This window comes from Pasteurellaceae bacterium RH1A, from assembly GCA_012221805.1.
In the GTDB taxonomy this organism is placed as follows: domain Bacteria; phylum Pseudomonadota; class Gammaproteobacteria; order Enterobacterales; family Pasteurellaceae; genus RH1A.
On the sequence record CP015195.1, the window covers coordinates 243,394 to 262,208 of the forward strand.

At 46.7% G+C, this 18,815-nt stretch carries 11 protein-coding genes, 3 tRNA genes and 1 pseudogene; 1 reads left to right on the forward strand and 14 read right to left on the reverse strand.

Annotated elements, in window-relative coordinates:
• Positions 1 to 36 precede the first annotated feature (36 nt).
• The 14 genes and pseudogenes from A4G20_01255 to A4G20_01320 all read right to left on the reverse strand — a co-directional run bounded on the left by A4G20_01255 (position 37) and on the right by A4G20_01320 (position 17,902).
• Positions 37 to 113: transfer RNA gene (locus A4G20_01255), tRNA-Arg, on the reverse strand.
• A gap of 49 nt (positions 114 to 162) precedes the next feature.
• A tRNA-Arg gene (locus A4G20_01260) sits at positions 163 to 239 on the reverse strand.
• A 12-nt stretch (positions 240 to 251) separates the two neighbouring features.
• Positions 252 to 346 (reverse strand) — tRNA-Ser (locus tag A4G20_01265).
• 99 nt (positions 347 to 445) lie between these two features.
• The gene (locus A4G20_01270; GenBank protein ID QIW16820.1) at positions 446 to 1,168 is read right to left on the reverse strand and encodes a 2-succinyl-6-hydroxy-2,4-cyclohexadiene-1-carboxylate synthase; all 723 of its coding nucleotides are present in this window, start codon (positions 1,166 to 1,168) and stop codon (positions 446 to 448) included.
• A gap of 144 nt (positions 1,169 to 1,312) precedes the next feature.
• Positions 1,313 to 3,022, reverse strand: a complete 1,710-nt coding sequence (locus tag A4G20_01275) for a 2-succinyl-5-enolpyruvyl-6-hydroxy-3-cyclohexene-1-carboxylic-acid synthase (GenBank protein QIW15082.1) — start codon at positions 3,020 to 3,022, stop codon at positions 1,313 to 1,315.
• Between the two features lie 210 nt (positions 3,023 to 3,232).
• Positions 3,233 to 3,352: pseudogene (locus A4G20_01280) on the reverse strand (XRE family transcriptional regulator).
• Between the two features lie 433 nt (positions 3,353 to 3,785).
• Complete coding sequence (locus tag A4G20_01285) at positions 3,786 to 4,094, reverse strand: hypothetical protein (protein QIW15083.1); 309 nt, start codon at positions 4,092 to 4,094, stop codon at positions 3,786 to 3,788.
• A gap of 9 nt (positions 4,095 to 4,103) precedes the next feature.
• A complete protein-coding gene (locus A4G20_01290; protein QIW15084.1) occupies positions 4,104 to 4,976 on the reverse strand; it encodes a hypothetical protein in 873 nt (290 codons plus the stop codon).
• Between the two features lie 182 nt (positions 4,977 to 5,158).
• On the reverse strand, positions 5,159 to 9,439 hold the full coding sequence (locus tag A4G20_01295; protein ID QIW15085.1) for a DNA-directed RNA polymerase subunit beta': 4,281 nt from the start codon (positions 9,437 to 9,439) through the stop codon (positions 5,159 to 5,161).
• Positions 9,440 to 9,683: 244 nt separating this feature from the next.
• The gene (locus tag A4G20_01300) at positions 9,684 to 13,715 is read right to left on the reverse strand and encodes a DNA-directed RNA polymerase subunit beta (protein QIW15086.1); all 4,032 of its coding nucleotides are present in this window, start codon (positions 13,713 to 13,715) and stop codon (positions 9,684 to 9,686) included.
• Between the two features lie 376 nt (positions 13,716 to 14,091).
• Complete coding sequence (locus A4G20_01305; protein QIW15087.1) at positions 14,092 to 14,346, reverse strand: transcriptional regulator; 255 nt, start codon at positions 14,344 to 14,346, stop codon at positions 14,092 to 14,094.
• 857 nt (positions 14,347 to 15,203) lie between these two features.
• Entirely contained in the window at positions 15,204 to 15,572 is a 369-nt protein-coding gene (locus A4G20_01310; protein QIW15088.1) for a 50S ribosomal protein L7/L12, read from the reverse strand.
• A 54-nt stretch (positions 15,573 to 15,626) separates the two neighbouring features.
• Positions 15,627 to 16,118 (reverse strand): 50S ribosomal protein L10, encoded by a 492-nt coding sequence (locus tag A4G20_01315; protein ID QIW16821.1) that lies wholly within the window; start codon positions 16,116 to 16,118, stop codon positions 15,627 to 15,629.
• A gap of 290 nt (positions 16,119 to 16,408) precedes the next feature.
• A complete protein-coding gene (locus A4G20_01320; protein ID QIW15089.1) occupies positions 16,409 to 17,902 on the reverse strand; it encodes a PTS glucose transporter subunit IIB in 1,494 nt (497 codons plus the stop codon).
• Between the two features lie 198 nt (positions 17,903 to 18,100).
• Between A4G20_01320 and A4G20_01325 the strand changes: the two genes are divergently transcribed.
• Positions 18,101 to 18,604, forward strand: coding sequence for a ribonuclease E activity regulator RraA (locus A4G20_01325; protein ID QIW15090.1), 504 nt, complete (start codon positions 18,101 to 18,103; stop codon positions 18,602 to 18,604).
• The last annotated feature ends 211 nt before the right edge of the window (positions 18,605 to 18,815 follow it).

Consider the following 18,815-nt stretch of genomic DNA (forward strand, 5'->3'; position numbering starts at 1 on the left):
GGATTTTGGGAGATTTATGAAGAAAGTGTTTTGAAATGGCGCACCCGAGAGGATTCGAACCTCTGACCGCTCGGTTCGTAGCCGAGTACTCTATCCAGCTGAGCTACGGGTGCGTTGATTGACTTACTTGTTCTTTTCACATTTTAGGGGATAGAAATAAAATGGCGCACCCGAGAGGATTCGAACCTCTGACCGCTCGGTTCGTAGCCGAGTACTCTATCCAGCTGAGCTACGGGTGCTGAACAAGTAAATGGCGGTGAGAGAGGGATTCGAACCCTCGATAGAGCTTTTTAACCCTATACTCCCTTAGCAGGGGAGCGCCTTCAGCCTGCTCGGCCATCTCACCATCATTGGTTTGTGGAGGCGTATGATATAGATTTATGAAAATATGTCAAACGCTTTTTGGCAATTCTGACCTGTTTGTGCAGTTTGCAAGCAAAATGCCTTATTTTTGGATCTTTTGGGCGATCAGGTCTGCAAAGGCTTGGGGGTTTTCCCAATGGGCATTGTGGCCTGCATTTGCAAGAATATGATGATTTAGGCCCGCAAATTCCACCATAGTGCGGAATTTTTTATCCCGCTGGCCAATTACAAAATGGATATTGGTGGCCTGTTTGAGCTGTTTTAAATAATAGGGCTGCTTGGCCAGCGATGTTGCCATAAGTATTTGGGCGATTTGCCTACCATCATTATGCTTGCGTTTTGCTATCAGAGCCTGCCTTTTTGCAAGATTGAGATCAGCAAAGACCGCTTGCTGGTACCAATCTTCCAACACGCTTTCAATGGGTTCAGAGGAAAAACGCTCCGCCCAGGCCTGATCGTTAGCCAGGCGGACTGCACGCTCCTCTTCCGTTGCCAAGCCTAGGTTTGCCCCCTCTAAAATCGCCCCCTGTAGATTAGGATTATTGGCTTGCAGGGCGTAATCCAGGGCAATCCGCCCACCCAGGGAATAGCCTACCAGCCAAAAGGGTTGAGAGCCAATCAGGTTTTGAAGGGTTTGATCTAGCCAGCCCCTGACGGCTGCAAAACTCTGACAAACGAGAGCTTGGTTGCTTCCGTGGCCAGGCAAATCTAGGGCAAGCGGGTAAAAAGCAGGATTTTTTTGCAAATGGGATAAAACGGCTGACCAGTCGTCTTGGGAGCCAAGGAGGCCGTGGAGAAAAATAATTCGCTCCCCCCGTTTACGGGGGAGCTGCCGAAGGCTGAGGGGGAACGCTTGATGATGGCGCCAGCGTCCTCGCTGGTGCCTTATTATGATAAGCACCAGCCTGGAGGCTGGCGCTATCTATGGGGAAGCTTCGCTCACTCATCCTTAATCAATCGATGCTCTCGAAATCTGCTCAATCAAGGACTTATAGAGGTTACTGCCATCCTGATCATTAACCTTGATTTCCACAATGGTCACGCCCCGGCGGGCATAGGCCTGTTTGAGCTTGGCATTGAGATCAGCCCAAGTGAAGGGGCGGATATATTCCAAGCCAAACATGGTGGCGATTTGGGAGAACTCAAAATTATGCGACAGGCGGTAGAAGCGATCCTTGGCCTTGGCTTCCACCGGCAGCATATCGAAAATAGCCCCACCGCTGTTATTGACCACAAAGAGAATGGTCGGGTGGCTGATTTGGCGTAACAAGGCGACAGAGTTGAGATCGTGCAGGGCGGATACATCGCCAATCACCCCCACAGTTGGCCGTTCGCTGGCCTTGGCCAGGCCTGCCATGGTGGCAATGAGGCCGTCAATCCCGCTGGCTCCACGATTGGTAAAGACTGGGTAGGCTTCAGGCAGCTTGCACAGTGCATCCACCAGGCGGACAAAGAGACTGTTGCCGATAAAGAGATTGCCATTGCTAGGCAGCACCTGCTGGATATGGTGGGCCAATGAAGCCTCGTTGAGGTTGCCGCCCACCTGCTGTTCGATAAAGCCAGCACAGAATTGCGACAGGGCCAGAGGCTCCAAGAGCCAAGGTTTTTGGCGTAGGGCTGGGTGAACCCGGGTAAAATGATGAGCCTTGGCCACAAAGCGGGTTTGGCTGTGGGCGTGAGGATTGATGTAGTCCTGATACTCATCCACCAACCAATATTCGCCCTTAAAGTCAGCCAAGAAATTATTGACCCGCTTGCTGACCACCTGGGTGCCAAATTGCACCACAATATCGGCCTGCAAGAGGCGCTGGCGGACAGTTTCGTTAGACAGCCAAATATCCGCATAAGGCAGGCTGGCTTCAATGCAGGATTGCACATCACTCAAAAGACACCAGCCCAGGGTTTCAGCCCAAAGTTTAAGGCCGGAACCCTGTTCAATCGGCAGCTTACCAACAATCACCACGCCCCGTTTGGTGCGCCAATAGTCCCAGTTTTCATGCATAAGCACATCTTTTTGGGTAGCCTGACCATCCAACCACTTGGCTTGTGGCTGGTTGAGCCAACGGGAAAGCGGGGCCAGCCAAGGGTCAGCCCCAATCGCTGCCTCATCGGCCTGGTAGAGGGGTTCGGCAAAAGGCGCGTTAACATGTACCACTCCACCCTTTTGGGCTTGATCGTTGCAGGCCTTTTCAACTGAGGCTGCCAGCCAGTTAGCGGTATAATCCCGGCTTGGTTTAGGTAAATTAAGGCTAGCCACAGGGTAGGAGGCAAAAATGCCTTGCTGTTCAATGGCCTGATTGACCCCACAGCCGATCAGCTCTGGCGGACGGTCGGCCGACAGCACAATCAGCTTCTGGTGGGTTAAGCTGGCCTCAATCACCGCAGGATAGAGGTTGGCCACCGCCGTGCCCGAGGTTACGATCACCGCTACAGGTTCATTGGTCGCCTTAGCCATCCCCAAGGCGAAAAAGCCCAGGCCCCGTTCATCAAAATGGCTGTGGCATTGCACCAGGCCCAGGCCTTCTAAATGGAGGGCCTCAAGGGTAAGCGGGGTGGAACGGGAGCCAGGGGCGATACAGATGTGCTTGAGGCCATAAGGCAACAAGGCGTGTAGCACCACCCTGGCCCAAGAACGGTTAAAAGCGCTTGTGCTGTTCATGTGGTCTTTTTCCTAGGAATTGGGCTTCAAATAAGGGCTATGATATAACAAGATTGGGTTTGTTCAAAATGGAAAGCAGGGATTGGCCGGCCTTTTGGGGCTTATCTGATGAGTAAGGGAAACAAGCGGTCGGTTTTGGGCTGGAATTTGCAGGTTTTTAGGGGGAGGTGACCGCTTGTAATATGATAATTATCCCTTTGTTATACAATTAATTAGCTGCTGGCTGGCAGATTTTAACTGATTGGCTTCTTTTGTGGAAAAACCGAGATCGGAAAAAACATTGCCATCAGCAGGGGTGATGTGGCGAATTTGAGTATCAATTTTTTCCATTGTGTAATTCCTTAATTGCATTATACCTAGCTTCGATAATTTATAAGATATCTATATACCCCCAAATTAAATTTCAAACCTACCTAAATAAAAGCAGTCGGATTTGCAAATTTTCCTGCAAATTCAACCGCTTGGCGATTACCTGTGTTTGTTTTTTATAAGGGATGTAGGGCATTCGTAACTCGCTTGAGGGGAAAAATTAAGCTAGATAATGTCGCCTACATCAGGAATGTACTCACTCATAGTATCTCCTTACCCACAAGTTCACTCGTGGATATTGCAAGTTGCATATTGCCTCCCGTGTCTTGAATATTGTTATACTTTGTAATAACTGATTATTTAACAGGGCAATGTGTTTGAGAAGCATAAAAATGCGGCCTCTTTGCAAGTTTTTTGCAGATTTGACCGCTTTTTAATATAAATATATTGATAACTAAGATTTATCTTTTTTCTTATCTGCTGTTTTTGCAGCTAATACAGCAAGGCCTGCAACACCAGCAGCTACTAACACATTACCCAAGAAACCACCTACTGCTTTATCAAAGTCTTTGGCTCCTTTTTTGCGTCTATCATCGACAGAATCCTCTTTGACACAAGCAACCAGTTTATGATTAGAACCCCAATCAGCTTTAAATCTGTTTTTTGCTTCAGTTACATTACGAGCAACATACTTAAAATAAGCACGACTATTAGTATGAGTATTTATTGAAGTAACTGTGAAGTGGTAAAGTTTTTCAGACATTTTGATCTCCTATTTTAATTTTTCAATTAACCAATAGCGGTTATTTAATAAGAAGGTTTCCACTGTTGAAAGACTTACTACAAATCTTATCTGGCCTGGCAATACGTTATAAATAATCCCCGCAACTCGGATAATCATCTCATCATTTTGCAAAGCAGATGCCGTTAAGGTTAAACCGTTTGATTTTAGTTTTTCAATAATACCATCAGCATTATTTTTTAAGAACTTTCCTAAAACGGAGTTATCTTCAGCGTCTTCTTTAGATTTAGTTGGTTGAGAATTTATTTCCTCACAAAGATAAGGAGCCTCAGGTTCGTTAATTCCATCAGTTCTTTCGCTAAGACAACAGCTAACTTCTGGCTGCTGAACAGCCTCTAGTTCTGAATTTCTTACTATTTTTTTAGATTTGTGTATAGATTGGTTTACTGGTGAATTTTCTGTTACTAATTCAGACTCTTTAGTGATAAGAGTAATATTTTTAGGTTCTTCAACTCCATTTTTCACAAACTCAATAAATTCAAAAAGGTATTTTGCTAATAACTTAGTGTCTTTTTCAGAAGAAATACACCAAATTCTGTAATGTATATTTGCTTCAGAATTTACAAAAAACATATCTGATTTATTGCTTGTTACTTGTGAGAAATCCCTTAAATCTCCCCAAGAAACACGACTATAATACTTGTGATAAAATCTATCTTTTGTAATAATTAATCCTTCTTTTGCACTACCAAAAACAGTATTATCCAAAAGCAATACGACATCTTCAGGTTTAATATTTTCCGCATAAGTTTTTATCGCATTAAAGAGTTTCTTTTCTGGAATATTAGGATACACATATATTGACGAATTTTCAAACATTGGCGGTGTTGGATTTTTATTCATAATAATTACCCCTGTGACCTTTTTTCTAATAGTATTGTTTAGCTTCCTCTGTCAAGAGGAAGCTAAAGGGTATACCCTTTGCTAATCGTTCATTCTTTAGACAAACAAAAACCCCTAGAACCTTCCAGCTCTAGGGGCTTTTTATTGATTTTAACGGTAGGCAGGGATGCCCACCCTACGAATTATTCTTCGCTAAAATCACCTTCTGCATTGAGTAATGCAGCAAGGTTTTGTGTGGCTTCATCTGCCACGAACTCAAATTCGGCTTCAATGTCCGCATCGGTGGCGAAGCTTGACACTGGGGCTTCATTTGCAAGTTCTGGGGCAATTACGTCCGCTTGTTGGCGTTTCTTGGCTCGAGCTTGGTGGTAGGCAAAGCCTGTACCAGCTGGAATTAAGCGGCCAACGATAACGTTCTCTTTGAGACCACGCAACTCATCACGTTTACCTGCAACCGCAGCTTCAGTAAGCACACGGGTGGTTTCTTGGAAGGAGGCCGCAGAAATGAAGGATTCTGTGGCAAGTGAGGCCTTGGTAATACCCAAGAGTTCACGTTCAAATTCCACCAGCGGTTTGCCTTCTTCGGCACGTTTGCGGTTGACGATTTTCACGCGGGCCACTTCCACTTGCTCGCCTTCGAGGAACTCGGAGTCGTAAGCATTGGTGATGGTGGCTTTACGCAACATTTGGCGAACGATTACTTCGATGTGCTTGTCGTTAATTTTTACCCCTTGGAGGCGGTAAACTTCTTGCACTTCGTTGACGATGTACTCAGTTACGGCGTGAACACCACGCAGGCGGAGAATATCGTGTGGCGTTTCTGCACCATCTGAAATCACATCACCACGTTGTACCATTTCGCCTTCAAACACGTTGAGCTGACGCCATTTTGGAATCATCTCTTCATAGGCCTCACCCTCGGCTGGAGTAATCAGCAAGCGGCGTTTACCCTTGGTTTCTTTACCGAAGGAGACGATACCTGAGATTTCCGCAAGAATTGCAGGCTCTTTCGGCTTACGAGCTTCAAAGAGGTCGGCAACGCGTGGAAGACCACCGGTAATATCCTTGGTTGCGGTCGATTCTTGTGGAATACGAGCAAGCGCTTCACCCACGGAGATTTCTGCACCATCATTTAAGGTCACAATGGCCTTACCTGGTAAGAAGTATTGGGCTGGCACGTCTGTACCAGGAATCAATACATCATTGCCTTGGGCATCCACTAAGCGGATGGCTGGGCGGAGATCCTTACCTGCTGTTGCACGTTCACCCACATCTTGTACTACGATGGAGGAAAGACCGGTGAGCTCATCGGTTTGGCGGGTAACAGTCAAGCCGTCCACCAAGTCGCTGAATTGAATGCGACCGCTTACCTCAGAGATAACTGGCATGGTGTGCGGATCCCAGTTGGCCACTACTTCACCGACTACCACTTTGTCACCATCATTTTTGCTGAGCACTGCACCGTAAGGCACCTTATAGTTCTCTTTGGTACGGCCGAAGGTGTCGATGACGGTTAATTCGGTGTTACGGGAGGTAAGCACAATCTTACCGTCTTTATTGGTAACGAATTTCGCGTTGGCCAGTTTGAGTGTACCGGCATTTTTCACCTGAATGCTAGACTCTTTAGCTGCCGCAGAAGCTGCACCACCGATGTGGAAGGTACGCATGGTAAGCTGTGTACCAGGCTCACCGATAGATTGGGCAGCGATAACACCCACTGCTTCACCTTGGTTGATGAGGTGACCACGGGCCAAGTCACGGCCGTAACATTTGGCACAGACACCGAAGTCGGTATCACAGGTTACCACAGAACGTACCTTAACGCTGTCTACTGAGTTTTGGTCTAAGACATCACACAGTTTTTCGTCTAAAAGGGTGTTACGGGCAATCAACACTTCGTCTGAGCCTGGTTTTAACACATCTTCAGCCGCCACACGACCAAGCACAAGCTCACGCAATGGCACTTTCTCATCACCACCCTCGATTAACGGGGTCATGACGATACCTTCGTGGGTGCCACAGTCGTCTTCTACGATCACCAAGTCTTGGGCTACGTCTACCAAACGACGGGTCAAGTAACCAGAGTTAGCGGTTTTCAAGGCCGTATCGGCAAGACCCTTACGGGCACCGTGGGTTGAAATAAAGTACTGAAGAACGTTCAAGCCTTCACGGAAGTTTGCCGTGATTGGGGTTTCGATGATGGAGCCGTCTGGACGAGCCATCAAACCACGCATACCGGCAAGCTGACGAATCTGAGCCGCAGAACCACGCGCACCAGAGTCAGCCATCATAAAGATACTGTTGAAGGAGGCTTGTTTTTCTGGGTTGCCTTCACGGTTGATGACTTCCTCGGTTGAGAGGTTTTCCATCATGGCTTTTGCAACACGTTCGTTGGCTGCCGCCCAAATATCGATCACCTTGTTATAGCGTTCGCCAGCAGTTACAAGACCTGAGTTGAACTGCTCTTGGATTTCCGATACTTCAGCTTCCGCTGCACTGATGATGTCGTGTTTTTGATCTGGAATCACCATATCATCAATACCAACAGAGGCACCAGAACGGGCCGCATAAGCAAAACCGGTGTACATAATTTGGTCAGCAAACATAACCGAAGCCTTGACCCCTAAGCGGCGGTAACATTCGTTAATTAGCTTAGAAATGGCTTTTTTGCCCAAGGTTTGGTTGAAGAGGCTGTAAGGCATACCTTTTGGTGAAATCATCCAAAGAATAGCACGGCCAACGGTGGTATCGACCAAGTTGGTTTTGGCTTCAAATTCGCCTGCTTCGTTCTTCTCGTATTCAGTTACACGCACTTTAACACGTGAGTGAAGTTCTGCCTGACCGGTGCGGTAGGCTTTTTCAGCTTCACGTGGGTCTAGGAAGTACATGCCTTCGCCCTTGCCGTTTACCTTCTCACGGGTCATATAGTAAAGACCGAGAACAACGTCTTGTGATGGTACGATAATCGGATCACCGTTGGCTGGTGATAGCACGTTATTGGTGGACATCATCAAGGCACGGGCTTCTAATTGGGCTTCAAGGGTAAGTGGTACGTGTACCGCCATTTGGTCACCATCGAAGTCCGCGTTGAAGGCCGCACACACAAGCGGGTGAAGCTGGATGGCCTTACCTTCGATCAAGAGCGGTTCAAAGGCCTGAATACCCAAACGGTGCAGGGTTGGTGCACGGTTAAGCAGGATTGGGTGTTCACGGATAACTTCGGCTAGGATATCCCATACAATCGGCTCTTCACGCTCAACCATTTTCTTAGCAGCCTTGATGGTTGAAGCAATGCCACGGCTCTCAAGTTTGGAGTAGATAAATGGACGGAAAAGCTCCAAGGCCATTTTCTTCGGCAAACCACATTGGTGGAGTCGGAGGTATGGGCCTACGGTGATTACAGAACGGCCTGAGTAGTCCACACGTTTACCGAGCAAGTTCTGACGGAAACGGCCCTGTTTACCCTTGATCATATCGGCAAGGGATTTAAGTGGGCGTTTGTTAGAACCGGTAATAGCACGGCCACGGCGACCATTGTCTAATAATGCGTCCACAGACTCTTGTAGCATACGTTTTTCGTTACGTACGATGATGTCTGGGGCAACCAAGTCTAAGAGACGTTTTAAACGGTTGTTACGGTTGATCACACGGCGATAGAGATCGTTCAGATCTGAGGTCGCAAAACGGCCGCCATCGAGTGGCACGAGTGGACGCAGATCTGGCGGAAGCACTGGAAGCACGGTCATCACCATCCATTCTGGTTTGTTGCCAGATTGAATAAAAGCCTCTAGGATTTTCAGGCGTTTAGTGATTTTCTTGCGTTTGGTTTCTGAATTGGTTTCTTGTAATTCTTCACGCAAGACTTCGCACTGGTGCTCAAGGTCGAGGTCACGCAAGAGGGCTTGGATACCTTCTGCACCCATTTTAGCCTCAAACTCATCGCCCCAACGCTCTTCCGCATCCCAGAATTGTTCTTCGGTGAGTAGCTGACCTTTTTCTAAGTCAGTCATGCCTGGCTCGATCACCACATAGCTTTCAAAATAAAGCACACGTTCAATATCACGCAGTGGCATATCCAAAATTAAGCCGATACGGGACGGCAGCGATTTTAAGAACCAGATATGTGCCACAGGGCAGGCAAGTTCGATGTGGCCCATACGGTCACGGCGAACCTTGGTTTGGGTCACTTCAACGCCACATTTTTCACAGATCACACCACGGTGTTTTAAGCGTTTGTACTTACCACACAAGCACTCGTAGTCCTTAACTGGCCCGAAGATACGAGCACAGAACAAGCCATCACGTTCTGGCTTGAAGGTACGGTAGTTGATGGTTTCAGGTTTTTTCACCTCACCGAAAGACCAAGAACGGATCTTGTCTGGTGACGCTAAACCAATTTTAATCACATCAAAATCGTCTGATGATTTAGATTGTGCTTTTAAAAACTTTACTAAGTCTTTCACTTTTTGCCCCTGTTGAGGTTGTTTTTGTTGGCAGGAAGCCTGCCTTACGAAATTTTTTGCCTTCTGCTCCCTCCCCCGCCTGCGGGGAGGGTTGGGGTGGGGGGATTAACTTACAAGCGGATTAAATTTTCCCAAAATTTGCAAATTTTGCCGATTTTTGACCCGCTTGTCTCTTGAGCTTCGCTCAATCCCCCCTCCCTAGCCCTCCCCCGTAAACGGGGGAGGGGATTTTCATCGGGAGGGTTTAGGCCTCATCCAGCTCCATATCAATCGCCAAGGCACGGATTTCCTTGGTGATTACGTTAAAGGACTCTGGCATACCTGGTTCCATATAATGGGTTCCGTCCACGATGTTCTTATACATCTTAGTACGGCCGTTTACGTCATCCGACTTAACGGTAAGCATTTCTTGAAGGGTATAAGCCGCACCATAAGCTTCAAGTGCCCACACCTCCATCTCACCGAAACGCTGACCACCGAATTGGGCTTTACCACCCAGCGGTTGTTGGGTAACCAGGCTGTAAGAACCGGTTGAACGGGCGTGCATCTTGTCATCAACCAAGTGGTTGAGTTTGAGCATATACATATAACCTACGGTTACAGGACGCTCGAATTTCTCACCGGTACGGCCATCATAAAGGGTGATTTGGCCTGAAGTTGGCAAGCCACCTAACTCTAATAAACCCTTGATTTCGCTTTCGTGGGCACCGTCAAATACTGGTGTCGCAAGCGGTAGACCCTTACGTAGGTTGTTGGCCAAGCGGATCACTTCTTCATCAGAGAAGGTGCTGAGATCCACTTCTTGTGCACCGTGGCCCAGGTCGTAGGCTTTTTGCATATATTCACGCAATTTAGCCACAGACTGTTGTTGCTTGATCATTTCGTTGATCTTGTCACCGATACCACGGGCAGCTAAGCCTAAGTGGGTTTCCAAAATCTGACCGATGTTCATACGAGACGGTACGCCCAGTGGGTTGAGGACGATTTCAACTGGCTGACCGTTTTCGTCATACGGCATGTCTTCCACAGGGTTGATTTTTGAGATAACACCCTTGTTACCGTGACGGCCGGCCATCTTATCGCCTGGTTGAATTTGGCGTTTAACCGCGAGGTAAACCTTAACCACTTTGAGCACGCCAGGGGCAAGATCATCCCCTTGAATGATCTTGTTACGCTTGATTTCGAGCTTGCGTTCAAACTCTTTGCGGAGTTCTTCGTGCTGTTCGGCAAGTTGCTCAAGCTGGTTCTGTTTGGCTTCGTCGTCAAGGGTTTGTTCTAACCACTTGTCACGGCTGAGCTTGTCTAGGTCAGCTTCTTTCACGCCGCCTGCAATCAAGAGACCACGCACACGAGCAAAGAGGCCTGCTTCTAAGATCTCGAACTCTTCGGTCAAGTCTTTCTTAGCATCACGCAACTGCATTTCTTCAATTTCTAATGCACGCTTGTCTTTTTCCACGCCATCACGGGTGAATACTTGAACGTCGATAACCGTACCTGATGTACCGTTTGGCACACGAAGGGAGGAGTCTTTCACATCAGAGGCTTTTTCACCGAAGATAGCACGGAGGAGCTTCTCTTCTGGGGTAAGTTGGGTTTCGCCTTTTGGCGTAACTTTACCAACCAGAATATCGCCACCTTTTACTTCAGCACCGATGTAAACAATACCAGATTCGTCCAATTTGCTAAGGGCAGACTCACCCACGTTTGGAATATCGGCAGTGATTTCTTCTGCACCCAATTTGGTGTCACGTGCCACACAAGAAAGCTCTTGAATGTGGATGGTGGTGAAGCGATCTTCTTGTACCACACGCTCAGACACCAACATGGAGTCTTCAAAGTTATAACCGTTCCAAGGCATGAAGGCCACACGGATATTTTGACCAAGGGCAAGTTCACCTAAGTCTGTTGAAGGGCCATCGGCAAGGATTTCGCCACGTTCCACAGGCTCGCCCAATTTCACACATGGAATTTGGTTGATACAGGTGTTTTGGTTAGAACGGGTGTACTTGATCAGGTTGTAAATATCAATACCTGCTTCGCCTGCAATGGTTTCATCTTCGTTAACTTTCACCACGATACGAGATGCATCCACATACTGAATGGTACCACCACGTTTAGCGATAACTGCCACACCAGAGTCAAGGGCGATTGGTTTTTCCATGCCCGTACCGACTAATGGCTTGTCAGAACGGAGAGTTGGTACAGCCTGACGTTGCATGTTGGCACCCATCAAGGCACGGTTAGCATCGTCGTGCTCCAAGAATGGAATAAGGGCCGCTGCCACAGAAACCACCTGCTGAGTGGAAACGTCCATATATTGGACTTCTTCAGGGCGATAGAGACCAGACTCACCACGCTCACCACGAGCCGTTACATAGGTGTCGGTAAAGCGGAAGTTTTCATCTAAGTTTGAGTTAGCCTGAGCGATGATGAAGTTGGTTTCATCAATGGCTGAGAGGTACTCAATTTCTTCAGTTACTACGCCATTTACCACTTTACGGTATGGGGTTTCCAAGAAGCCGTAGTTGTTGGTACGGGAGTAGACTGAAAGCGAGTTGATCAAACCGATGTTCGGGCCTTCTGGGGTTTCGATTGGACACAAACGGCCATAGTGGGTGTTGTGTACGTCACGCACCTCAAAACCTGCACGCTCACGGGTTAAACCGCCTGGACCAAGAGCCGAGATACGGCGTTTATGGGTCACCTCTGAAAGCGGGTTGTTTTGGTCCATAAATTGCGAAAGTTGCGATGAACCAAAGAATTCTTTAACCGCGGCTGAAATTGGTTTGGCATTGATGAGATCTTGCGGAGTCACTCCGTCTAGGTCGCCTAGGGAGAGGCGTTCTTTCACCGCACGTTCTACACGTACCAAGCCGATACGGAATTGGTTTTCTGCCATTTCGCCCACAGAGCGGATACGACGGTTGCCCAGGTGGTCGATATCGTCCACTTCGCCGCTGCCATTACGGATGTCCACCAATTTCTTCATTACAAGAATGATGTCTTCCTTGCTTAAAATGCCTGTGCCTTCGCCTTCTGGAATGTTGAGCGAGCGGTTGAATTTCATTCGACCTACTGCAGATAAGTCGTAGCGGTCGGTTGAGAAGAACATATTGTCGAACAAGCCTTCTGCCGCTTCTTTTGTTGGCGGCTCGCCTGGACGCATCATGCGGTAGATTTCCACCAAGGCACTTAAACGGTCGTAGGTTGGGTCCACACGTAAGGTTTCAGAAATGTAAGAACCTTCGTCCAAGTCGTTGGTAAAGAGGACTTCAATTTCCTTGTGACCTGCCTGGCTGAGCTTAGCCAAGAGCTCCAAGGAAATTTCCATATTGGCCGCACAAAGCACTTCACCAGTTTCAAGATCAATGTAGTCTTTGGCAGATACCTTGCCGATGATGTATTCCACAGGCACATCAATAAAGGCAACTTTATCCTTTTCCAACTCACGCACGTGACGAGCCGTAATACGGCGGCCTTCTTCTACATAGACCTTACCATTGGCTTCAATATTGAATTTAGCCGTTTCACCACGCAAACGCTCTGGCACAAGGGTCATTTGTAATTGATTGTTGTCTGAAACCTTGTAAGTGACCTTTTCAAAGAAGAGGTTGAGGATTTCTTCAGTGGTGTAGCCAAGTGCACGCAAGATGATGGTGGCCGGCAATTTACGGCGACGGTCGATACGGGCGTAGAGGTTGTCTTTCGGGTCGAACTCGAAGTCTAACCAAGAACCACGGTAAGGGATAATGCGGGCATTATATAAAACCTTACCTGAGGCGTGGGATTTACCCTTGTCTGAATCGAAGAACACGCCTGGGCTACGGTGTAATTGCGAAACGATAACACGCTCAGTACCATTGATTACGAAAGTACCGTTATCGGTCATGAGTGGAATTTCGCCCATATAGACGTTTTGTTCTTTGATGTCTTTAACGGTGCCAGCTGCTGCTTCACGGTCGTAGCTGACCAAACGCAGTTTTACCCGCAGTGGGGCGGCATAGGTGGTGCCACGGATTTGACATTCACGCACGTCAAAAACAGGCTCGCCAAGTTCATAAGAAACGTATTGCAATTCAGTTGCCCCATTGTTGCTCACAATTGGGAAGACTGAACGGAATGCCGCTTCTAAACCTTGTTGTCCTTCAGGATCTCTTTGGATAAATTTATCAAAAGAATCAAGCTGAATGGTTAATAAATAAGGGACGTTAAGCACTTGCGGACGTTTGCCGAAGCTCTTACGGATACGTTTTTTCTCAGAATATGAGTACGCCATTGTTGGGCCTCTAGTTTATTGATTCTCTTTGGGTTGATGTTTCACAATCCTGCCGGTTGGCTGGAAGTGGCAGAGTACGAGGTGTCGTTTTCCCCTCAACCAGGCTGTAAGTCAAAAATCACTACTTACAGGGGTTAAGCGGTGCGGGAGTGCTCACACAAGCGGGGCAAAAATAGATAAAATTTGCAAATTTTTAGCAAAACCTTACCGCTTGCAAGCCAAAATTCAAGCCAATTAAAACGACGAAAATTGCTCAAATAACAAAACACAAATAGCTGACTGGATTTTCCGTCAGCTAAAAGGTTTAAAAGGGTTGGTTATTATAGTATTTTGGTTAAAATTTGGCAAGATGGAATTTATAAATTGATGGCTTCTATTAAGCAGGAAACCGTCTTCGCATCTCACTGATCACCTCTAGCGGATCGAGATTTAAGCCCTCACAATAGGCTAAAAACTCAAACACATCCAAACGCCGATCACCTGTTTCTACTTTTCCAATAAAGGAATAGAGCACGTCCATTTTTTCAGCTAATGCACGTTGAGTTAGGTTTAATTCCTGGCGGCGTTTAAGGAATAAATCCCTAAGCCATTGATGTTCAGCAGAGTGAATGGATAAACGTAGGTTCTTCATTGAACCTATTTTAGGTTCTAAATTTATTGAACCGTTTTTAGGTGCAAGCTATAATGCAATTGAACCTGTTTTAGGTTCAAAATATACCGTAACTCATTTAGGAGAACCAAATGATGAAAAAAATCTTCGTTTTATGTGTTTTAGCCGGCCTTACATCAAATGTTTTTGCTGCCAGATGTTCCGATTTTGCAACCCAACAATAAGCCCAAGCCTATATGAACCAGACTGGTGCTAGAAATTTAGATCGAGATAGAGATGGCGAAGCCTGTGAATGCTTGCCTGGAGGCAGTAAATATGGCCATAGTATTTGTCGTCGATAAGTGAAAACCAATATGAGAAGAAAGTTATTCTTCCTAACATTTACCCTTTTCACTAGCTCTCAAGTTTTTGGAAACAGCTCTAGGCTTGTCGATTGCCCTGAGGAATTAAATATCAAGGAACAATCAACACAACAGTGTCTAAAAGGCAAAGTAAAGCTCATTAACCGTTATCAACCTGAACTGGAAGATAATTAGGCTTAAAGAAACAAAACCCCGATATAACTATCGGGGTTTATTATATATCATAAACTATCTCGCTCTTGAGGCGGGCTGAGGTCACGATCTTCTAGAGTTTGGATAAAAGCATCATCAAAACCTGAAAAAAGATCTAAAAATCTATCATCTGCATCCAGCTTAACGGTGTTTAAAATCTTATTTTCATTATATTCAAACATAATTTTTGTATTAATTCCTTGGACTGTTAATATTTTGAAGCCTATATTTTATTCCCTAGGATAACAAGTTACCCACGGACAAACAAAAACCCCGATGTTTCCATCGGGGTTTGAGAACCTTTAGAAGGGTCAGTATCCGTTATTACTTAACTTCTACTTCTGCACCAGCTTCTTCTAATTCTTTCTTAAGGGCTTCAGCTTCAGCTTTAGAGATGCCTTCTTTGAGGTTAGCTGGAGCGGACTCAACGAGGTCTTTAGCTTCTTTTAAGCCTAAGCCTGTTGCACCACGTACTGCTTTGATTACAGCTACTTTGTTAGCACCAGCTGATTTCAATACTACATCGAATTCAGTTTTTTCTTCTGCTGCCGCTGCACCAGCTGCTGGAGCTGCTGCGACCGCCGCTGCTGCTGAAACGCCGAATTTTTCTTCCATCGCTGCGATAAGTTCAACGATTTCTGATACTGATTTAGAAGCAATCGCTTCAATGAGTTGTTCGTTAGTTAATGACATAACAATCGATTCCTAAAATAAATAAAATTAAACGAGATAAGAAGTGCTTTAGACTTAAGCTGCTTCTTGTAATTTGTCGCGTAATGCTGCCAAAGTGCGAACAAGTTTGCCTGCCGCAGCTTCTTTCATTGTGCCCATTAAACGTGCGATCGCTTCTTCGTAAGTTGGTAGTGTTGCTAAGAATTCAACATCCTGTACCTTACCTTCAAAGGCTGCACCTTTAACTTCAAACTCTTTGTTTGCTTTTGCAAATTCAGTGAACAAACGTGCGGCTGCACCTGGGTGTTCAGTTGAGAATGCAATAAGAGTTGGACCGGTAAACTTATCTGCTAAGCATTCGAATTCGGTGTTTTCTACGGCACGACGTAATAGGGTATTACGTACAACACGCATAGAAACGCCCGCTTCACGAGCAGACTTACGTAACTCAGTCATTTTTTCTACAGTCACGCCACGTGAGTCGGCGATAACAGCAGAAAGGGCACCTCTGGCAGCTTCGTTTACTTCAGCAACAATTGCTTTTTTGTCTTGAAGATTTAATGCCATTGGTTTTAGCTCCTGATACACTCCACAAAAAGCGTGGAATTTTACAAAAAATCTCAAAAACGCACCGCTTGCACGGCTATTCTTGAGCCTCTGGTGTCCAGAAGCAGAAAATTCTGTCTGTTCACCATCTATGTAGGACATTAAGCGTTGCCGCACCTACAGTCTTGGACGGGGCTTGATAGGCAAGCACCATCAGATTTACCGCCTAAACGGCAAAAAGAGGCGACATTATAGTCAGTCGCCTCCTGCTTGTAAAGGCCTTTTCGCAATTAAAACGATCTTTTAGGATCTTAATCTTCCTTGCCCAAAAGCTGATTGACCTCGCTCTTATAAAGCACGGCCTTGGCCCCGAAAATGGCCTGGATGCCGCCGCCTACTTCCAGTACGTCAATGGCACCAAGGCGTTTTAAATCCAGCTTATTGACGCTGGCCACGTTTTTAACAGAGACCCGAAGGCGAGTAATACAGGCATCCACATTTTCAATGTTATCCGCCCCACCAAGTGCCGTGATGATCTTGCGGGCATTATCGGTTAAAGACGTTTCGGTTTGCTCAAGGACATCCTCCACATCATCGGCCCGGCCTGGAGTGGCCACGTTAAACTTGCGAATCAGGAAGAGGAAGGAGAAGTAATAGAGCAAGGCCCAAGGCAGGCCGACCATGACCACTCGTAGCCAATGGGTGTTTTCATTGCCCTGCAAGATACCGAAGAGCAAGAAGTCGATAAAACCTCCAGAGAAGGTGTTACCGATGGAAATGTTGAGCAGATCGGCAATATAGAAGGAAACCCCATCTAAGAAAGCATGGAAGACATAGAGCCAAGGGGCCACAAAGAGGAACATAAACTCAATCGGTTCGGTAATGCCCGTGATAAAAGAGGTTAAGGCAGCACCCAAGAAAAGACCGCCGATTTTAGTCCGTTTGGCCTTAGGCACGGCATGATACATGGCCAAACAGGCCGCTGGCAGGCCGAACATCATGGTGTCAAAACGACCGGCAAAGAAGCGAGTGCCTTCAGTAAAGAGGCCTTGGTGGTTAGGGTCGGCCAACTGGGCAAAAAAGATTTTTTGAGCGCCCACAATGGTTTCGCCATTAACGATTTCCGTGCCTCCCAATTCGGTGTACCAGAAGAGCGGGTAGATCATATGGTGTAAGCCCACTGCCCCACTTAAACGCATGAGGAAACCATAGAAGAAGGTCCCGATTTCGCCCATAGCCGCAATGCCCTGGCCGGCAGACACCAGCCAGCCTTGGAAGGTTGGCCAAATAAGGAAAAAGATGGCCCCAACAAAGATGGCCGCAAAGGCCGTCACAATGGGCACAAAACGGGAACCGCCAAAGAAGCCCAGGATTTGCGGCAGTTGAATGTTGTGGTAGCGGTTATGCAGTTTAACCGTGATCAAGCCCATCACCAGCGCCCCAATCACGCCCGTATCAATGGCTGTGACCTCAGGCGAAAACATAGGGATAAGAGCAGCAATGGTGCCGGTCATAATCAAATAACCCACCACAGCCGCTAAAGCCGCCACGCCCTTGTCCCGCTTGGCCAGGCCAATACCCAAGCCGATACAGAGCAAAAGAGCCAGATTAGCAAAAACCACCGTTCCAGCGGCTGACATAATCTGGAAAATCCCCTGAAGGGTTGGGTTATCCAGCACAGGATAGGCCTGGATGGTGGCTTGATTGGAAAGCGCCCCGCCAATCCCCAAGAGCAAACCCGCAGCTGGGAGAATAGCAATGGGCAACATAAAGGCCTTACCGACCTGTTGAAGTTGTTTAAACATAGAACCTCCTTAAATAAAACGCCTGCTTATTATGGATCAAGTCCGATGAAATGTAAGCAAAATTTGCAAATTTTCCGCCTTTTTGGCCCGCTTGTTGAGAGTAACAAGCGGGTAACTTTCTGCGATTTTTTGCAAAATTTGAGTTATGCCCCAAACAGATCTATACTGTTCAAGTTTAAGTCTTTATAGGAACTTGTTATGCGTATTGATACTTCTGAATTGTGTGATGTGTATTCCGATCAGGTGGACGTGGTTGAACCCATTTTATCCAGCTTCGGCGGCGTGCCTGCCTTCTTCGGCAAAATTACCACGGTCAAATGCTTTGAAAGCAATGGCTTAATTGAAGAAGTGCTGGAAGAAAATGGGGAAGGCCGGGTTCTGCTGATTGATGGCGGCGGCTCGGTACGCCGTGCGCTTATCAATGGCGAACTGGCCCAACTGGCGGTGGATAACGGCTGGGAAGGCATTATTGTTTACGGTGCCGTCCGTCAGCTGGATATTTTAGAAACTCTGGACATCGGCATTCAGGCCATCGCCCCTATTCCAGTGGGAGCGGACGAGCAAACCATCGGCGAAGTTGATACGCCAGTTAATTTTGGCGGCGTGACCTTCTTCCCAGAAGACTATGTTTATGCCGATTTAACCGGTGTCATTCTTTCGCCTGAATTGTTAGACCTAACCGATTTTGCCGAAGACGAATAAAACACAATGCCAGTTATACTGGCATTTTTATTGACCAAGTGACAAGAATGCGAATGATTTCGCCACAAATTTTTTCTAATTGATAAAATTTGCGAAATTTTTGCAAAAAATATTGACAAAAACTGCCTTGACAGGTAGACAGGTAGACAGGTAGACAGGTAGACAGGTAGAATAATAGGGTAAATTTGAGGACAGTCCAAGACTTTAAAGA

Coding starts and splice junctions, on each gene's coding strand:
- A4G20_01275 (QIW15082.1), bottom strand. CDS start 3,022: ATGAACAGCACAAGCGCTTTTAACCGTTCTTGGGCCAGGGTGGTGCTA.
- A4G20_01285 (QIW15083.1), bottom strand. CDS start 4,094: ATGTCTGAAAAACTTTACCACTTCACAGTTACTTCAATAAATACTCAT.
- A4G20_01290 (QIW15084.1), bottom strand. CDS start 4,976: ATGAATAAAAATCCAACACCGCCAATGTTTGAAAATTCGTCAATATAT.
- A4G20_01300 (QIW15086.1), bottom strand. CDS start 13,715: ATGGCGTACTCATATTCTGAGAAAAAACGTATCCGTAAGAGCTTCGGC.
- A4G20_01305 (QIW15087.1), bottom strand. CDS start 14,346: ATGAAGAACCTACGTTTATCCATTCACTCTGCTGAACATCAATGGCTT.
- A4G20_01310 (QIW15088.1), bottom strand. CDS start 15,572: ATGTCATTAACTAACGAACAACTCATTGAAGCGATTGCTTCTAAATCA.
- A4G20_01315 (QIW16821.1), bottom strand. CDS start 16,118: ATGGCATTAAATCTTCAAGACAAAAAAGCAATTGTTGCTGAAGTAAAC.
- A4G20_01320 (QIW15089.1), bottom strand. CDS start 17,902: ATGTTTAAACAACTTCAACAGGTCGGTAAGGCCTTTATGTTGCCCATT.
- A4G20_01325 (QIW15090.1), top strand. CDS start 18,101: ATGCGTATTGATACTTCTGAATTGTGTGATGTGTATTCCGATCAGGTG.